Source organism: Nocardia sp. NPDC005998, assembly GCF_040614395.1.
Lineage (GTDB): Bacteria > Actinomycetota > Actinomycetes > Mycobacteriales > Mycobacteriaceae > Nocardia.
The window spans coordinates 85,687-102,754 of record NZ_JBEXUI010000023.1 but is presented as its reverse complement, the minus strand read 5'-3'; the positions used below and the strand labels follow the sequence as shown (position 1 = coordinate 102,754).

The 17,068-nt window shown below is 65.9% G+C and carries 14 protein-coding genes; 11 read left to right on the top strand and 3 right to left on the bottom strand.

Annotated features, from left to right (window positions below):
• Positions 1 to 56: 56 nt before the first annotated feature.
• The 3 genes from ABZ293_RS27030 (at position 57) to ABZ293_RS27020 (ending at position 2,858) form a co-directional block, all read left to right on the top strand.
• On the top strand, positions 57 to 692 hold the full coding sequence (locus ABZ293_RS27030) for a 1,4-alpha-glucan branching protein (protein ID WP_355185074.1): 636 nt from the start codon (positions 57 to 59) through the stop codon (positions 690 to 692).
• A gap of 88 nt (positions 693 to 780) precedes the next feature.
• A complete protein-coding gene (locus ABZ293_RS27025) occupies positions 781 to 1,377 on the top strand; it encodes a DUF308 domain-containing protein (protein ID WP_355185072.1) in 597 nt (198 codons plus the stop codon).
• Between the two features lie 62 nt (positions 1,378 to 1,439).
• Positions 1,440 to 2,858: a S8 family serine peptidase gene (locus ABZ293_RS27020; protein ID WP_355185070.1), complete on the top strand. Its 1,419-nt coding sequence runs from the start codon at positions 1,440 to 1,442 to the stop codon at positions 2,856 to 2,858.
• Between the two features lie 266 nt (positions 2,859 to 3,124).
• On the opposite strand, the gene ABZ293_RS27015 is transcribed toward ABZ293_RS27020, so the two are convergent.
• Complete coding sequence (locus ABZ293_RS27015; protein ID WP_355185068.1) at positions 3,125 to 3,934, bottom strand: helix-turn-helix transcriptional regulator; 810 nt, start codon at positions 3,932 to 3,934, stop codon at positions 3,125 to 3,127.
• Positions 3,935 to 3,988: 54 nt separating this feature from the next.
• Here ABZ293_RS27015 and ABZ293_RS27010 point away from each other — a divergent pair, with 54 nt between their 5' ends.
• The 5 genes from ABZ293_RS27010 to ABZ293_RS26990 all read left to right on the top strand — a co-directional run bounded on the left by ABZ293_RS27010 (position 3,989) and on the right by ABZ293_RS26990 (position 9,802).
• A complete protein-coding gene (locus tag ABZ293_RS27010; protein WP_355185066.1) occupies positions 3,989 to 4,990 on the top strand; it encodes a zinc-binding dehydrogenase in 1,002 nt (333 codons plus the stop codon).
• A 457-nt stretch (positions 4,991 to 5,447) separates the two neighbouring features.
• Positions 5,448 to 6,854: a three-helix bundle dimerization domain-containing protein gene (locus tag ABZ293_RS27005; protein WP_355185064.1), complete on the top strand. Its 1,407-nt coding sequence runs from the start codon at positions 5,448 to 5,450 to the stop codon at positions 6,852 to 6,854.
• Positions 6,855 to 7,081: 227 nt separating this feature from the next.
• Positions 7,082 to 7,849, top strand: coding sequence for a hypothetical protein (locus ABZ293_RS27000; RefSeq protein WP_355185062.1), 768 nt, complete (start codon positions 7,082 to 7,084; stop codon positions 7,847 to 7,849).
• A 101-nt stretch (positions 7,850 to 7,950) separates the two neighbouring features.
• A complete protein-coding gene (locus ABZ293_RS26995; RefSeq protein ID WP_355185060.1) occupies positions 7,951 to 9,159 on the top strand; it encodes a DUF418 domain-containing protein in 1,209 nt (402 codons plus the stop codon).
• Between the two features lie 124 nt (positions 9,160 to 9,283).
• Entirely contained in the window at positions 9,284 to 9,802 is a 519-nt protein-coding gene (locus ABZ293_RS26990) for a GNAT family N-acetyltransferase (protein ID WP_355185058.1), read from the top strand.
• Between the two features lie 180 nt (positions 9,803 to 9,982).
• Here the strand turns inward: ABZ293_RS26990 and ABZ293_RS26985 are convergent, their stop codons facing one another.
• Both ABZ293_RS26985 and ABZ293_RS26980 read right to left on the bottom strand, forming a co-directional pair.
• The gene (locus ABZ293_RS26985) at positions 9,983 to 10,825 is read right to left on the bottom strand and encodes an alpha/beta hydrolase (protein ID WP_355185056.1); all 843 of its coding nucleotides are present in this window, start codon (positions 10,823 to 10,825) and stop codon (positions 9,983 to 9,985) included.
• The gene (locus ABZ293_RS26980; RefSeq protein ID WP_355185054.1) at positions 10,822 to 11,415 is read right to left on the bottom strand and encodes a WHG domain-containing protein; all 594 of its coding nucleotides are present in this window, start codon (positions 11,413 to 11,415) and stop codon (positions 10,822 to 10,824) included. Before ABZ293_RS26980 ends, ABZ293_RS26985 begins: the two co-directional genes overlap by 4 nt.
• Positions 11,416 to 11,708: 293 nt before the next feature.
• Between ABZ293_RS26980 and ABZ293_RS26975 the strand changes: the two genes are divergently transcribed.
• The 3 genes from ABZ293_RS26975 to ileS all read left to right on the top strand — a co-directional run bounded on the left by ABZ293_RS26975 (position 11,709) and on the right by ileS (position 17,037).
• Complete coding sequence (locus ABZ293_RS26975) at positions 11,709 to 12,539, top strand: alpha/beta hydrolase (protein WP_355185052.1); 831 nt, start codon at positions 11,709 to 11,711, stop codon at positions 12,537 to 12,539.
• 99 nt (positions 12,540 to 12,638) lie between these two features.
• On the top strand, positions 12,639 to 13,583 hold the full coding sequence (locus ABZ293_RS26970; RefSeq protein ID WP_355185050.1) for a serine/threonine-protein kinase: 945 nt from the start codon (positions 12,639 to 12,641) through the stop codon (positions 13,581 to 13,583).
• A 307-nt stretch (positions 13,584 to 13,890) separates the two neighbouring features.
• On the top strand, positions 13,891 to 17,037 hold the full coding sequence (ileS, locus tag ABZ293_RS26965) for an isoleucine--tRNA ligase (RefSeq protein ID WP_355185048.1): 3,147 nt from the start codon (positions 13,891 to 13,893) through the stop codon (positions 17,035 to 17,037).
• The last annotated feature ends 31 nt before the right edge of the window (positions 17,038 to 17,068 follow it).

Below are 17,068 nucleotides of genomic sequence, written 5' to 3'. Positions count from 1 at the left end.
GCCCACCCCGCGAACTCCAGGCCGCGTCCCTCTGCCGCCGAAGGTTAGTGTGTTCCATGGCTGTAATCCACCGCACGACAATGTCTCCCACCAAACTCGAGCTGCTCACCGCCTGGCTGCCGACCCGGCCCTGGTATCGAGACAGCGACCGCACACCGGAGCTGACCAAGGCCGGTGGCTTCCGGCTCGACGATCCGACGGGTGCGGTCGGCATCGAATTCATGCTGGTGACCGATGGTGCGGGGCCGGAAGCCCGCACCTACCACCTGCCGCTGACATACCGTGGCGCGCCACTCGACAGTGCCGACGAAGCTCTTATCGGGACCTCGATACACGGCATACTCGGACAGCGTTGGATCTACGACGGAACCCGGGATCCGGTGGCGGTCACCCAGATTATCGCGCTGCTGACCGGGCGAGCGCGGCCGCAGGCGCAGAGCGAGAGCGACACTCCGGACCCATCGGTCATCGTCACGGTCGGCGAACTCGCCGACACCGCAAGCGAACTCGTCTCGACCACCGATGGGCCCTCATACACCGATATCGCCGTGCAGGGCGGTGCGATCGCGGTATTTCGCCATGTCCTGAACACGGCTGACGCCCCTGGCACAGCCAATGCCCGAGTGAGCGTGCCGTGGCAACTCGGCGACGGTTCCACCGCCCGCGCTGTAGTTCTCGCGATGGGAGCATGAGCCGGGAATCCGGCGGAAAATTGTCGGAGTTCCGCGAGTCGAAAGCAAACATTCGGCTATCCGCATTCTCGAGTCATACCATGGTGCTATGCCCGAAAACGAGAGTGCGGGTCCTGGGGGTGAGCTTGTCGGCGGGGCGCGGCAGGCGGTGTTGTTCGCAGGCATCGGCTCGGTGGCCCTCGGGGGGCTCATCGCCGTGTGGCCGCACAAGACCGAAGCTACCGCGCAACTGCTCTTCGGCCTCTATCTGCTGTGGGGCGGCGCGTTACAGCTCATCATCGCCATGGGTTCGCGATTCGCGACCGCGCTGCGGATCTTCGTATTCTTCAGCGGCGTTGCCTCCGTTGCCCTGGCAGTATTGTCGTTGCGCAGCGCGAATTCGGTGGTGCTGCTTGCAGTGTTGATCGGCCTGGGCTGGGCCATCCGCGGCATCGCGCAGGCCATCGTAGCGGTCTGGTCCGATGGGTTACCAGAAAGTGGCTGGCAAGAGGTGTTCGGGCTGCTGACCATGATGGTCGGGCTGGTCGTGATCGTCTTGCCCTTCGATTCACTCGAGGTACTGGCCTTGGCGGTCGGTGGCTGCGCGATCGTGATCGGCGCACTGGAAATCCTCACCGGCGCCCGCCGCCGGGGCGATGTTGCCCCGGTCCCGGACACCGTGCCAATTCCGATAATCCCGAACTGAGTTGGCACACACTCGAATTGGTGCGGTGGCGCGAAGATCGGGTGGCGGGTTAACTGTCGGGCATGGCACCCACAGCGAGTGGTTCGGAATTGATCGTTGTCACCCGCGGTGCGCAGGCGGGTATCGACCAGAATGCGGTGCGCGAGAGTCTGGCGGCGCAATCCCGGTTGGTCGAGTTGCTGCCCGAAGGTGGTGCGCCGGTGCGGATCTTCGGGCCCGCCAATCGGCTGCCGCAGCGGATCGCGGACACCGATCAGGAGCCGATCGGTGCGGAGTATCTGAACTACTTCGCGGTGCGCGGCGTCGCGACCGAACTCGAGGCGGTCGCGGATCGGCTGCGTGCCGATGACGCGGTCGAGACGGCCTACATCAAACCGCCCGCCGAGCCACCGATCGCACCACCGGTGGTGCTGGCCGATATCGCGGCCCGAAGACTCGAGGACGCACCGCCGGTCACGCCGAATTACGAAGTCCGGCAGGGATATCTGGAGGCGGCACCGCAGGGGGTGAACGCCCGCTGGGCTTGGACCCAACCCGGTGGTCGCGGCGCGGGCGTGCGCATCGTGGATGTGGAGGGCGCGTGGCGGTTCACCCACGAGGACCTGCTGGCGAACCAGGGCGGGGTGATCGGCAACGCGCCGTCGGCGGATCTGGGCTGGCGCAATCACGGCACCGCGGTGGCCGGTGAGATCAGCGGTGACGTGAACACTTTCGGCATTACCGGCATTGCCGCCGATGCCGCCATCCGCGCGGTCTCGGTCTTCGACGCGGGTTCCGCGGCCGCCATCCGCACCGCCGCCGACGCGCTCGGCGCGGGCGACATCATCCTGCTCGAACTGCACCGGCCCGGACCGCGCTACAACTACCAGAACCGTTCGGACCAGGCGGGATACATCGCGATCGAATGGTGGCCCGACGACTGGGCCGCGATCCGCTACGCCATCGGACACGGTGTCATCGTGGTCGGGGCCGCGGGCAACGGCGCCGAAGACCTCGACAGCGCACTCTATGAAACCCGACCCGCCGACTTCCCGTCCTCCTGGCGCAACCCGTTCCGTGGCGGCGTGGCCGATTCCGGTGCGATCCTGGTCGGCGCGGGTTCCCCGCCACCGGGATTCCACGGCCGCGACCACGGACCCGCGCGCTCACGGCTCGCCTTCTCCAACTACGGATCTCGCGTCGACGCCCAGGGCTGGGGCCTGGAGGTGACCACCACCGGATACGGCGATCTGCAGGGCGGCACGGACGAAGACTATTGGTACACAGACACTTTCAGCGGAACCTCGAGCGCGTCCCCGATCGTCGTCGGCTCGGTTGCCAGCTACCAGGGGCTGGCGGCCGCAGGCACCGGTCGCAAGACCTCGGCCGAAGTACGGGCGCGGTTGCGTGCCACCGGCTCACCGCAAGTAGACGCACCGGGACGGCCCGCGACACAGCGGATCGGGAATCTGCCGGATATCCGGGCCCTGATCACACCGTGAATTCGGGCTGGGGGCCTACCGGCTACCGGCCGCGGCTCCCGGGCGCCCTGTTCGACCCGACCGAGCAGGTCTGGTCGAGCATTGAACGAATGCGATCTGGCAGTGCAGGGTCTTCTCGGCGCCGCCGAGCCCGGGCCGGCTGGTGGTGCCACGCATGGCTGCCGATGAGGTTCGAAAGGGTTGCCGGACTGGTGAGTTCGCGTATTCGACTGCCGCGGGTCGTCTTTCGGTCAGGGTGAGCAGTGGTGAACGATGCGCTGCCCAGGTCATGGGGTGGTCCGGCGCTGGTGACCGGTGCGGTAGCGGCCCGGGGTGGTGCCGATGATGTTGGTGAAGGCGGCAATGAAGCTGCTGGGATTCGCCCATCCGCAGGCATGTGCGGCGTGGGTCGCGTCGTGGCCGTCGGCGAGAAGAACGAGTGCGTGATAGATGCGTAGCTGTGTGCGCCATTCATAGAAGGTCATGCCGAGTTCGTTGCGGAACAGTCGGCTGAGAGTGCGGGCGCTGGCACCGATCGTCTGCCCGAGTTCGGCCAATGACGTGTTGTCTGCGGGGTTCTGGTACAGCAGCTGCGCAATGGCTTGCAACCTGTCATCGCGTGGTTCCGGCAGTTGCAGTGGCTGCTCGTGTGCTTCGTGGAGTTCATCGACAAGGACTCGGCGAAGGCGAACGAGCGCGGCGCGGTCTTGGTCGCGTGCGGCGCGGTCGTAGTTGCGTGGGCCCGTGAGGGTGAGCAGGATTTCGCGGGCGAGGTCGGAGGTCATGAACACAGCAGGATGGTCTGGTACGAGCCGGGCCAGGGATGCCGGTAAGAAGACGATCCGCATATCGGTCTGGCCGTGCGCACGGTGGTAGTGCATGAATCCGGCGGGAGTCCATGCGACCCGATTGGCCGGAACGATCGATGTGCCGCGTTCGGTGTGCACCGACAGAACACCACGGGCCGCGTACACCAGGTGTCCACGTGGATGGGAATGCGCCGAACTTGTTCCCCCCGACGGCCATAGATGAACCCCTCCGGAGGGCCACAGCTGGGATGTCCCACCGGGCTGGGGAAGTTGGCGGCCAATGGGCATAAGTTGGCATTCTATCGGTGGTCGGCCACACCGCCTCCGGGCGACAGTGAATGCATGCGCGAAAACATGTCTACGACAATGCGAGCGGCGGTCTGTGTCCGGGCGGGTGGCCCGGACGTGCTGGAGATCCGCGAGGTGCCGGTGCCAGCGGTTCGGGAGGGCTGGAGCCTGGTGCAGGTGAAGGCCGCGGGCCTGAACCGGTCGGAGCTGAGGACTCGTCAGGGGCATTCCCCGAACGTGCGGTTCCCGCGTGTGCTCGGGATCGAATGCGTGGGAATCGTGGCAGCATCAACCGATCCCACGATCCCTGATGGGACGACCGTTGCGGCGGTGATGGGTGAGATGGGACGGGAGTTCGACGGCGGTTACGCCGAGTATGCGCTGTTGCCGAACTCGCTGCTGATGCCGGTCAGCACCACGCTGCCCTGGGACGCCTTGGCCGCACTGCCCGAGACGTACTTGACCGCGCGGGGCTCGCTGGACGCGTTGGGGATCGCGCCAAAGGACGGGGGCCGGTTGCTGATTCGCGGCGGAACCTCATCTGTGGGGATGGCGGCCGCGTCGATCGCGTCCAGCTACGGTGTCGAGGTCGCTGCCACCACTCGGCAGCAGGACAGGTCCGACGCCTTGACCGCGGTCGGCGTCGATCACGTGCTCGTCGATGCCGGTGGACCGCTGACCGCGAGCATGCACTCGGTCTGGCCCGAGGGGCCGGACTACGTGCTGGATCTCGTCGGGGCGCACACGGCGGTGGACTCGCTGCGCCTGGTCCGTCGTGGCGGAACAGTGTGCGTGGCGGGCTCGCTCAGCGGATGGCTGATTCCGGACTTCGAACCGATAGCGATGATCCCGTCCGGAACCAAGTTCACGGCCTTCCACAGCCACAACCTCGAGGGCAGCGCAGGCACTACCGTGTTGCAGCGAATCGTCCACGAGGTCGAGGCAGGCGTCTATCGACCCAACGTCGACCATGTCTTCGGCCTGGACGACATCGTTGCGGCTCACCGGTACATGGAGAACAACCGAGCCACCGGGAAGCTTGTCGTGGTGCCCTAGCCGCTCATGTTCATGCTCTGCCGTCTCATGCACCCGAGAATCGAGCCAGGCATGAACAGCTGCCGCTACCCGCTGGCCGTGCACGTCCGTTGTTGCTGCCACGGCAGGGCGGTCCCAGGGTGTGGTGGAAACATGCGGACAACGCTAGGTAGCGAAAGGTGAATAGCCCGTTGAACTTTCGGCGCGAGTTCGGGTCGGAGTTCTGCTCGGTTCCGGGTCGGTGCCGCCCTGGTACGAGCGGGTCACCGCCCGCTGATTTCGCGCTGACCTGCGCAGAGGCGGTGGGTAGCGGTCCGTGGCAGATCTCCACTGGCACAGTCGAAATGGGATTCGCTCGCCAGTGATGGGGGGTGGCGCCGGTGTCGGGGTGGCGGAGAATTTGGGTAGGGTTCGGCGGCGCGGGCAGGGGTGAGTGCCGTCGTGACCGGAAAACCGAAGGGACGCCGAGGAGACTGTGGTGGGTGTCGTTACTGTCCGCGAAGAGCAGGCCATCCAGCGGTTGACCGATCGCCTGGTCGACGACTATCCGCCCGACCAGGTCGAGACCGTGGTGGGTACGGCGCGGCAACGCTTCGAGGGGCATCCGGTGCGGGAATTCGTGCCGATTCTGATCGAGCGGATCGCCCGCAGGGAATTGGCGGCGGCCGTGGCGGGCGAAAGCGCATCCGCAGCGGAGCCTGGGACGGAACATGTTGCTGTTCAGGGAGATTCGGCGACGCAGGCGCAGGGGGTCCGCGCGATCGTGGCCTCGGGTGCGGGCAAGCTCGTCGCCGATAAACGGCTGCTGGCACTCGCCGCCGCCATCGTGGTCCTGGTCCTCGCACTTGTCGTCGGATTCGCCGTGCGGCAGCCCGACGCACCGGCCGCGGCCGGTGTGGCAGCGCCCGGGGTGACCACGGTGCACGGGGTGGTCGGTTCGGAGAAGATGGCGTTCTTCGAGGATCCGCGCGTCGTGGAGGCGCTGGCCCGCAAGGGTGTCAAGGTGGCGGTCGATCCGGCGGGATCGCGGCAGATCGCGACCTCGGTCGACCTCGGGAAGTACGACTTCGCCTTCCCGTCCAGTGCGCCAGCCGCCGATCGGATCCAGCGGGCACGCAATATCAGCACCAAGTACACGCCGTTCTCCTCGCCGATGGCGATCGCGACCTTCCAGCCGATCGCGGACCTGCTGACCGCGGCCGGTGTGCTGCGTCCGGGGCCGGTGCCGACCTTCGATATGGCCCGCTATCTCGAACTCGTGCGCACCGACACGGAGTGGGACAAGCTTCCCGGCAACACCGTGTACCCGGTGCACAAGAACATCCTGGTTTCCACCACCGATCCGCGCACCTCCAACTCCGCGGCCATGTACCTGGCCATTGCCAGCCACGTGGCCAACGACAACACCATCGTGCAGGGTCCGGCCGCCGAGCAGGCCGTGCTGCCCACGGTTTCGCGACTGTTCGTGCGACAGGGGTACACCGAGAACTCCACCGAGGGTCCGTTCCGCGAATACCTCTCGGCAGGCATGGGTCCCACGCCGATGGTCTGGATCTACGAGGCGCAGTTCGTCGAGGCGACCGTGCGCGGGCAGATCAAGCCGGGCATGGTACTGACCTACCCGTCCCCGACCGTGCTCTCCCAGCACACCCTGGTGCCGCTGACCGCATCCGGTGACCGCATCGGCCGCCTGCTCGCCACCGACCCGGACCTGCAGCGTTTGGCCGCCGAGCACGGCTTCCGCACCAGCGATCCCACTCAGTTCGCCAACGTCACCGCCGACAACCACGTCGCGGTGGCCGCCGACCTGATCGACATGATCGACACCCCCACCAACGACACCCTCGAGCACCTGCTCGACGGCGTCACCAAGACCTACAACTAGTCCTGGTCCGCATGCCCTTTGCCAGGGCATTTACCGGCGACCGATATGTCCAGATCATGACCGATTGCCCAGGCGGGGCAATCGGGGGATCGTGGAGAACGAAGGGGACATATCGGATCCGGGAGGTCGAGTAGCGGGGGCGGGGGATTCGAGTAGCCGGACACTCGTGGCAGTGGGGCGCGCTCGAGCCAGGCTGGGGGTCGGGGATGGAGGAAAGGAGCCTCCTCATGAGTGGGATGTTCACCAAGACGGCCGTGCATGCGGGTCCATGCCGGTCGGCGCCCACGGTGGGTACGCACGGGATGGTGGTGTTCGGGACCGGCACCGACTGTTATCTCTCGCATCGGCCGATGTTTTTCGCGCCGTATGACTTTCAAGTGCTGCTCGACGTCGAACTGGATGAACGCGGCCGCCGGGCGCTGGGCGCCGATCGACGCGCCGGATTTGTCGGCTGCCACGCCTTCGCTCCGGCGGGGCTGTCGCTGGCCGACCTCGGTCCGGACGCGCAACATCCGCGAACTGAGTTCCGGGGCAACCTGATTCGCGGACATCTGGATCGCCGCGGCACGGTGATCGCGCGCGATGTCGACGTGACGGTGCGCAACGTCGTATCCTTCGCCCAGCTCGATCCGCATCCATTGCGCACTGCCGAGCTGCTGACGCATCTGTGCTTCGGGCGGGCGGGCAAGATGTATTTGGCGCACCGGATCGTGCGGCGTCCGAGTTTCGATCAGATCGTCGCGGTCCGGCTCATCCCCGGCACCGTCACCGACCTGCTCGGACTCCCGCTGCCCGATGATGTCAGCGAATTGGAGTTCGAGCGGGCACAGCCGATCATTCTGGGGCAGCGTGATTTCACCGGCCAGCGGTTGCGGGTCGGGGAGGTAGCGGTGGCGGCATTCCACAGGACGGCCTCGGTGGATGGGGAGCGCGGCTTCCTGGTCGAGATCGCCGTCGAGCGGCAGATCTATCTGGAGGTCGCCGATCTGGCGTGATGTCAATACGCCGGAGGTAGCGGTTCGGGGTGGATCGGATCAGGGTGGGAATCGGCCGATGGGAGGACGACCGGTTCGGCGTGGTCGCTTACCTTCGGATCATGTCCGAATCGGTGCTGTCCGCTCCGGCATCCGGTCGACGGATCGCCGAGGTCGACATTCTGCGGGGATGCGCGCTGTTCGGGATCCTCATCGTGAATGTCAATTTCGCCACGCTGATCTGGTCGTTCGCCGGAACCGACGACGTTCCGCGGCTCGGCTTCGACGGCACGGCCGACCATATGGTGAACGCGGTGGTGGAGGCGCTGTTCGAGGGCCGGTTCTATCTACTGTTCGCGTTTCTGTTCGGGTATTCGTTCACCCTGCAGATCGCGGCGGCGCGGCGGGCCGGGGTCTCGGCGAATCCGCGGTTGCTGCGTCGATGTGCCGCGCTGATGGTGATCGGGCTGGCGCATGTATTTTTGCTGTGGATCGGCGACATTCTGACGCTGTACGCGTTCCTGTGCCTGATCTTGATGCTGCTGCGGTGGGTGACGCCGCGGCGCGCGGTGATCGGCGGGGTGGTGCTGTACGGCGTGTGGTCGGTATGGTCGTTTCTGCCGAATTCCGGCGATGTCATTGCGCTTGCTGATCTGCTCGACGTGGTGGCGTTGCGCGAGGGATATACCGGCAGCATCGGTGATACCTTCGCGATGCAGCTGTCCCAGGCGCCGGTGTGGATGGTCCTGATCTGGTTCACCCAGGGTGTTCCGGCGCTCGGATTGTTTCTGATCGGGATGGCGGCAGGTAAACGCCAATTGTTCACCGATCGGGAGACACTGCGCCGCTGGGCACCTCGGGTGTTGGTGGGCGGACTTGCGGTTGGGCTGCCGGTCTCGGCGGTGACCTTCGCGAATGTGATGGATTGGCTCGAGCCGCCGTCGTACTGGGCCGGGATCCAGGAATTGGTGAACCCTTTGATGACCTTCGCGTACATCGCCGGGATCGTCATCCTAACCGAATCGGCGCGCACCGCACGGTATCTCGCGCTGCTCGCCCCGGCTGGGCGGATGGCGGCATCGAACTACATTCTGCAGTCGGTGGTGTTGATGGTGATCTACACCGGCTACGGGTTCGCGCTGGCCGATGAAGTGCCACCGGCGGGCGTTATCGGGATTGCGCTGGTGACCTATGCGGTGCAGATCGTGCTCAGCGACCGGTGGTTGCGTGGGCATGCGTATGGTCCGGTGGAGTGGGTTTTGCGGGCCGCGACGTATTTGTCGGTTCCGGCCTGGCGTCGGCCGGAACATGCTCCGGCGCAGCGGGATTGAGTTTCGCTGAACGACGGCTGGATCGGACATCTGCACTTGTCCTCGGACACGGTCGACACCGGCCGGGATAATGCGGTGGACGGATGTTTATGGTGGTGCGTGCGCCGATCGAGGGAGAAGTGCTGTGTCTGCTGTTCGGCCACGTGTTCGTGTCGTGCACCTGAACGGTCCGGCATTCCGGGCGCTCGCGGCAGGGGATCTCGCAACGGCGAACAAGGTGAGTCCGGTATCGCTGACAACGTATTTCGTGGATTCGGGTTCGCGGCGGACATGGCAGCGGCGCAGCGAGCAGGCGTTGCGTGATCCGGCCAGTGCGGGTTGGGTCACCGGTGTGATCTGGGATGTGCCCAAGCAACTGGCTGTTGGCATGGCCGGGTTCCACGCGGCGCCCGACTCATCGGGAATGGTAGAGATCGGATATGCCGTCGATCCGGCTCTGCGCCGGCGTGGTTATGCCCGTGCGGCCTTGGAGTGTTTGCTGCAGCGTGCCGCGTGGGAGCCGGGGGTCCGGATGGTTCGCGTCAGCATCAGCCCCGACAACCTTGCGTCTTCCCGGTTGGCATCGCAATACGGCTTCGTTCAGATCGGGGAGCAATGGGACGACGAAGATGGCCTCGAAATCATCTATGAGGTCGCCGCATAAAGGCTTTCGAGTCGCTTTGGCTCACCGACACGCCGCCGACACCTTGCGTCCTGTCGGTTGAGGGACGCCGGGCAGCGGCGCCCCTCAACTCGAGCCACCCTCGAACACAGGCTAGATCGAATGGTGTTGCTGCCCACCCGATCACGATCGACCGGAAGCGACGGCACAGCAGGGCTGGGTTCAGCGTTCGGCGGCGCTGGCCGTCAGCGTTTCGAGCAGGGTGCGGGCGAATTCGGTTGGGGTTTCGCGGACTCCGCTGTGGCCGCCCGGAAATTCGACGAGCGGGTGCTGCAATTCGTTCGCGATGGTTTCGGCGGTGCGGTACGGGAGTTGGCCACGGGTTTCGCGGCCCGCGGCCAGTACGAGGCGATCCCGGACGGTGGCGAGTGCGGCCATATCGGGGCGGTAGGCGGTGACCTGGCGCAGTTCGTGGGCGAACATCACCGCAGTGTTGGCCATGAGGCGGCCGAGCATTTCGGCGGTGCGGGCCGGGACCTCCGCCGGATCGGGCAGCGGCTTGGACCTGACACCGACGGCCTGCATGAAGCGCGCGCCAGCGGCGGCGGGGCCCTGCTCGTTACAGAGTTCGATCACCTCCTCGACCATCGCCCGGTGCGCATCCGCATCGGGGAGGATCGCGAAGCACGGCGGCTCATGAGCGACCACCAACCGCAGTCGGTCGGGATGGCGCGCGAGTAGGTCCAGTGCCACGACCGCACCACCGCTGATACCGGTGACATAGGCGTATTCGCCTGCGGGCGTGAGGTGTTCGAGCAGGCGATGGGCATCGTCGCTGAATACCTCCATCCGCTGGTCCACGGGTTCGGGATCGTCCAGGACGCTGCGGGAGTAACCGCGCGGATCGGCGGCGACCACGGTGAAGTGCTCGGCGAGGGTATCGGCGACCGGATCGAAGATTCCGGCATCGCCGCCGCTGCCGGGCAGCAGGAGCAGCACCGGGCCGCTGCCCAGCACTTCGTAATACAGGGTGGCGCCCGGTACGGCCAATGTTTCTGTTCTCACTGGGTTTTCGCTTTCTCGTCGGTCGACGGCCAATGGGTGAGAGTGATGTGCAAAGCGTCGATAATCCGGTCCCAGGAGGCGGTGGTCGGCCGGGAGTGGCCGAACCCGCCGCTCGCTTCCAGGGTAGTGAATCCGTGAAATGTGCTGCGCAACAGGCGAACCGCATCGGTGATATCGGGTTCGCCGAGACCATAGGCGCGCAGCATCCCATAGGTCAGATCGATCGCGCGCCGCCCACCGGCCCATCCGGCGGCCACGCTCGGATCCATCGGCATCTGCGTGGCGGCATAGCGGCCCGGATGTGCCAATGCGTAGCCCCGCCACTCGTCGGCGAATGCGGCGAGGGCATCGCGTCCGGCGCGTCCGGCCACCGCCGCGGCGATACGGCCGGTCTTCTCGTCGGCGGCCAGCATGGCCACCCGATTGCGTAAATCCTCGAGATTCCTGATGTGGGAGTAGAGGCTCGCATCCTTCACACCGAACTTCCGGGCCAGCGCCGCCACGGTGATGTTGTCGAACCCGACCTCGTCGGCCAGTTCGGCCGCTGCCTGCGTGATCCGCTCGGCAGTGAGTCCGGCACGTGGTGACATAGCCCCTCTTTCTCAAACTAGGATACTTAGGTTATAACCTAGGGTGCCTAGTTTTCGCAAACATCTAGCCATGCGGCGCCCCCGCTCAACTCGAGCTGGGCGGAGCGGCCGCCGGAGTTCGGATGCAGCGTTGCGCTGAAGGGGGAGTGCGGCGTCTCGCCGGAGTTGTTGTACAGAGCAGGGGGAGTGCACACGAGGCTCGCGCGAGAAAGTTGGTGGGCGACCGATTAGTTCGGTGCGGCGGGGCGGTCCACATTCACGAACAACCGTCACTACTGCTCGAGGAGACCTTGATGACCCCGACTTCGACCGCCCCCGCACATACCCTCGACGTGCCCGGAGCGCAGCTGCATTACGAGGTGCGCGGTAAGGGACCGCTGGTCGTGCTGGTCGGCGCACCGATGGACGCGGCGGCCTTCGCTCCGCTGGCCGAGCTGCTGGCTGCCGACCACACCGTCCTCACCACCGACCCGCGCGGGCACCAGGACAGTGTGCTCGACGATCCGGAGCAGGACTCGACTCCGCAGCTGCGCGCCGACGACCTCGCCCGGCTCATTGCTCACCTCGGCATCGGTCCCGCGGTGGTCTTCGGATCCAGCGGCGGCGCCGCGAGTGTGCTGGCGCTGGCCGAATCCCGGCCCGACCTGGTCACCACCGTGATCGCCCACGAGCCCCCGCTCGGCGAACTGCTCGACGACCGCGACCGAGTGCGCGCCAACACCGAGGACATGATCGCCACCTACCGCACCGGCGATGTCGTCGGCGCCTGGCGCAAGTTCATGGCCAACGCCAACATCCAGATGCCGGAACCGGTGCTGCAGCAGATGTTCGGCGGCGAGCGCGAACCACGTCAACTTGCCAGCGAGCGCTACTGGTTCGATCACGAACTCCACGGCACCGTTACCTGGGCGCCGAACAGCGCTGTGCTGCAATCGACTCCGGCTCGCATCATCATCGGTATCGGCGCCGATTCGACCGATCAGCTCTGCGACCGCACGTCCCGCGCCCTCGGCACGGCCATCGGCGTCACGCCGACCATATTCCCGGGCGGACACACCGGATTCGTCGAGGATCCAGCCGCATTCGTCGCTCGGCTCCGTGAGGTGCTCGCGGCAACTTCGTAGGCCAGCTCCGCATCGGGTGCACTCACCGACGGCGCATCTCTTCCCAGCAGCGGTGGGTTGCGCCGTCGATGCCGGATATCGGCGAACTATGGTGAGGCCGTGGTACTCGAGCCGAATGACCAGTTTGCTGGATTTGTTGTGCAGGCCCGGCTCGGCCATGGCGGTAGCAGCGATGTGTATCTGGCCGAGGATCTGGAACGATCGCGACCGGTATCTCTGAAGGTGCTCGGGCCCGAGGACAGCCGGTCGCCCGAGGCGCGTGCGCGATTCGTGCACGAGTTCGACATTCTGTCGGTACTGCGACATCCCAATATTGTGCGGATGTACACACACGGCGAAACCGACGGCAGGCTGTGGTCGGCGCACGAATACGTCGCGGGCTCGACCGGGTCGGCACTGGTGCGGATGCCACATCGACGTCCGGACCTGCCGCGGGTGCTGCGCATGCTGACCGATGTCGCGGCGGGACTGGATTTCGTGCACGCGAACGATGTGGTCCATCTCGACGTCAAACCGGCGAATGTGCTGGTCGGTGCGGATGATGCCGCGACGGTGAAACTTTCGGACTTCGATCAGGCCCGCTGGCTGCACCGGCCCGAACCGCCGCTGGCTACCAATGGTTTCGTCGTCGTCTCGGTGCCGTTCGCCGCGCCGGAACTGCTGCGGGCGGGTGCGGTGTGCCCAGCGACGGACCAGTACGCACTGGTCTGCTCGGCCATCGAACTGCTCACCGGCCGCCCGCCGTTCCCCCGCGGGAATCTCATGTCCACCGCGGAGGCCCAACTGCACGACCCGCCCCCCGAAATTTCCGCGCGCCAACACTGGATCCCGCCCGAGGTCGACGCGATCCTGCACCGGTCGCTCGAAAAGGACCCCGGTGCCCGCTACACCTCGTGCACCGAACCGATCCGGTTGCTCACCGAGGCGCTGCAGGGCGTCGATCCGCCCACCCCTCTACTCGACCGCCTCAATACGGCATTCACCCGATCGCAGCTGAGCGCCAGATTCAGGCGAAAGGAACCTGCGAAATCCGGTCCGCGATAGGAGAATGTCCTGCGCGCCGACCTGTTCGAAGGTCGTGAGCCCAAAAGATCTCGCGCGCGGCCGACAACGCTTGTTACAGTCGCGGCAGCAGCATTGATCCGGCCATCACCGGGGAGCTTCCGGAAGAACAGGGTCCGCCCCTAGTAGAACCGGACGTCGGCCGCACGTCACAGCGGCGAACGAAGAGGCATCGGTATCGACTGGTGCAAGCGGGGTGGTACCGCGGAGTTCCCTGGCGCCAGGGTGTTTCGTCCCCGCATGAGCAGGCTTTTCTCATGCGAGTTGACGAAACGAGGGATCTGATTCCATGACGGACGAGGCTGTGGTGTCGCCGTTCGCCGCGTTGCCGACGCGGGTGGACCTGCCGGAGGTCGATGCCAGGATCATCGACTGGTGGCGCGCCAAAGATGTGTTCCGCCGCAGCACCGAACGCACCCGCGACGCGGCTGGCTGGGTCTTCTACGAGGGCCCGCCCACGGCGAACGGCTCCCCGGGCACCCACCACGTCGAGGCCCGGGTCTTCAAGGACATCTTTCCGCGGTATCGCACGATGAAGGGGTACTCGGTGCCGCGGCAGGCCGGATGGGACTGTCACGGGCTGCCGGTCGAGCTGGCCGTGGAAAAGGAACTGGCGCTGTCGGGCAAACCCGATATCGAGAAGATCGGCATAGACGTGTTCAACGCACGCTGCCGGGAATCGGTGCTGCGGCACGTCGATGAATTCGAACAGCTCACCCGCCGGATGGGGTACTGGATCGACCTGGATCACCCCTACACCACCATGTCTCCGGAATATGTGGACAGCGTGTGGTGGTCGCTGCAGAAGATCCACGGCGACGGCCGACTGGTCGAGGACTTCCGGGTGACTCCGTATTGTCCGCGCTGCGGTACTGCGCTCTCGGATCACGAGGTCGCCCAAGGCTACGAGACCGTCACCGATCCCTCGGTATACGTGCGGTTTCCGCTGACCGAGCCGCTGGCCGGATACGACGATGTGCACCTGCTGATCTGGACCACGACGCCGTGGACGCTGGTCGCCAACACCGCGGTCGCCGTGCACCCGGACGTCACCTACGTGCTGGCCCGCACCCCCGCCGGTCTGTTCGTGGTGGCCGAATTGCTGATGGCGGCGGTGCTCGGGGACCACGCCGAGCCGCTGTCCCGGTTCACCGGCCGTGAGCTGGCCGGGCTGCGCTATCGACGGCCGTTTGATCTGGTCGAGATCCCCGACGCGCACCGAGTGGTGGTGGCCGACTACGTAACTACGACCGACGGTACCGGGCTGGTGCACCAGGCTCCCGCGTTCGGTGTTGACGACCTGGCGGTATGCCGGGCCAATGACCTGCCGGTGGTCAACCCGATCGCCCCCGACGGGAAGTTCCTCGATACCGTCGCGCTGGTCGGGGGACTGTTCTTCAAAGCCGCCGACCAAATCCTCGTCGACGACCTCACCGAGCGCGGACTGCTACTCGATTACCAGCGGTATGAGCACTCCTACCCGCACTGCTGGCGGTGTCACACGCCGCTGATGTACTACGCACAGCCGTCGTGGTACATCCGCACCACCAGCGTCCGGAGCGCGATGCAACGGGAGAACGAACGCACCACCTGGTTCCCCGACCACATCAAGGATGGGCGTTTCGGCGACTGGCTGGCCAACAATATCGACTGGGCAGTATCGCGCTCCCGCTATTGGGGAACCCCACTGCCGCTGTGGCGCTGCGACTCCGGGCATATCACCGCGATCGGATCCCGCGCCGAACTCGGTCGACTCGCCGGACGTGATCTATCGGATCTGGATCCGCACCGGCCCTACATCGACGCCGTCACCTTCCCCTGTCCCGACTGCGCCCGGACCGCGACGCGAGTGCCGGAAGTAATCGACGCCTGGTACGACTCCGGCGCAATGCCATTCGCCTCCCTCGGCTACCCGTACGCTCCCGGCAGTGTCGAAGCGTTCGCGAAACGCTTTCCCGCGCAATACATCTGCGAGGCGATCGACCAGACCCGCGGCTGGTTCTACACTCTCATGGCCATCGGCACCCTGGTCTTCGACCGCTCCCCATACGAAAACGTGGTGTGCCTCGGGCACATCATGGCCGAAGACGGCCGCAAGATGAGCAAGCACCTGGGCAATATCCTCGCCCCGATCCCACTGATGGACACCCACGGGGCCGACGCGCTGCGCTGGTTCATGGCCTGCTCCGGCTCCCCATGGTCACCACGCCGCGTCGGCGCGGGCCCGCTCGAGGACATCACCCGGCGCGTGCTGCTGACCTACTGGAACACCGCGGCCTTCTTCACCCTCTACGCCAGCCACACCGACTGGCGACCCGAAACCGCCCGCCCGACAACCGATCGCGCCATCCTCGACCGCTGGATACTCGGCGAACTGCACACCCTCGCCAGCGCGGTCGACGAAAAACTCGACGGCTACGACACCGCTGGCGCGGGTCGGCTGCTGGCCGGATTCATCGACGATCTGTCCAACTGGTACGTGCGCCGCAGCCGCTCCCGCTTCTGGGACGGCGAGCAGGATGCGCTGTCGACTCTCTACGAATGCCTGGAGGTACTGACCCGCCTGCTCGCGCCGATCATGCCGTTCATCACCGAGGAGATCTGGCAAACGGTTATCCGCCCCGGCGACCCCGCCGCCGTCGAATCCGTGCACCTCACCGACTGGCCGCTCGCCGACAGCACACTGGTCGACGCCACCCTGTCCGAACAGGTCGCGATCGCTCGCGCTGCGGTCGAGGGCGGGCGCGCCGCCCGCAAAACCAGCGGCATCCGCATCCGACAGCCATTGGCTCGGGCATTTCTCGGCCTGCCACCACATATTCAGCTCCCGCCGGAGCTGATCGAAGTCATCGCCGATGAACTGAACGTCAGAACGATCGATGAGCTCGATACGACCGGTTCCCTGACCGATATCGCGGTGAAACCGAACTTCCGTGCCCTCGGCCAACGCTATGGCAAACAAACCCCCGCCGTCGCCGACGCCATCCGGGCCGCCGAGGCCTCGAACCTGGTCGCGCAACTACGCGAACACGGCACGGCCACCATCGATGACAACGGCGAACCACTCGAGATCACCAGCGACGACGTGTCGATCACCGAAACCCCGCGCAGTGGGTGGATCGTCGAAACCCAGCGCGGAACCACCATTGCCCTCGACACCCACATCACCCCCGAACTCGCTGTCGAGGGCATCGCCCGCGATGTCATCCGCGTCGCCCAGCAAGCCCGCCGCGACGCCGGTCTGGACATCTCCGACCGAATCGCACTGACCATCGCAGCCCCCGACGATGTATTGGACGCGGTGAAGCACCACCGAGAGTTCATCGGCCGCGAAACTCTGGCCAACGACATCACTCTGGTCACCAACCTCACCGACGGTTACCGCGGTACCGCGGGTTCGGCCGAACTCACCGTTCACCTCACCCGAACGAGCTGAGGTTCGCTCACGGCATCGCAGGTGAGGGCGT

What these genes read in the sequence shown, in the direction of transcription:
- ABZ293_RS27030 (WP_355185074.1), top strand. Translation starts at nt 57, where the DNA reads ATGGCTGTAATCCACCGCACGACAATGTCTCCCACCAAACTCGAGCTG.
- ABZ293_RS27025 (WP_355185072.1), top strand. Translation starts at nt 781, where the DNA reads ATGCCCGAAAACGAGAGTGCGGGTCCTGGGGGTGAGCTTGTCGGCGGG.
- ABZ293_RS27020 (WP_355185070.1), top strand. Translation starts at nt 1,440, where the DNA reads ATGGCACCCACAGCGAGTGGTTCGGAATTGATCGTTGTCACCCGCGGT.
- ABZ293_RS27015 (WP_355185068.1), bottom strand. Translation starts at nt 3,934, where the DNA reads ATGCCCATTGGCCGCCAACTTCCCCAGCCCGGTGGGACATCCCAGCTG.
- ABZ293_RS27010 (WP_355185066.1), top strand. Translation starts at nt 3,989, where the DNA reads ATGCGCGAAAACATGTCTACGACAATGCGAGCGGCGGTCTGTGTCCGG.
- ABZ293_RS27000 (WP_355185062.1), top strand. Translation starts at nt 7,082, where the DNA reads ATGAGTGGGATGTTCACCAAGACGGCCGTGCATGCGGGTCCATGCCGG.
- ABZ293_RS26995 (WP_355185060.1), top strand. Translation starts at nt 7,951, where the DNA reads ATGTCCGAATCGGTGCTGTCCGCTCCGGCATCCGGTCGACGGATCGCC.
- ABZ293_RS26980 (WP_355185054.1), bottom strand. Translation starts at nt 11,415, where the DNA reads ATGTCACCACGTGCCGGACTCACTGCCGAGCGGATCACGCAGGCAGCG.
- ABZ293_RS26975 (WP_355185052.1), top strand. Translation starts at nt 11,709, where the DNA reads ATGACCCCGACTTCGACCGCCCCCGCACATACCCTCGACGTGCCCGGA.
- ileS (WP_355185048.1), top strand. Translation starts at nt 13,891, where the DNA reads ATGACGGACGAGGCTGTGGTGTCGCCGTTCGCCGCGTTGCCGACGCGG.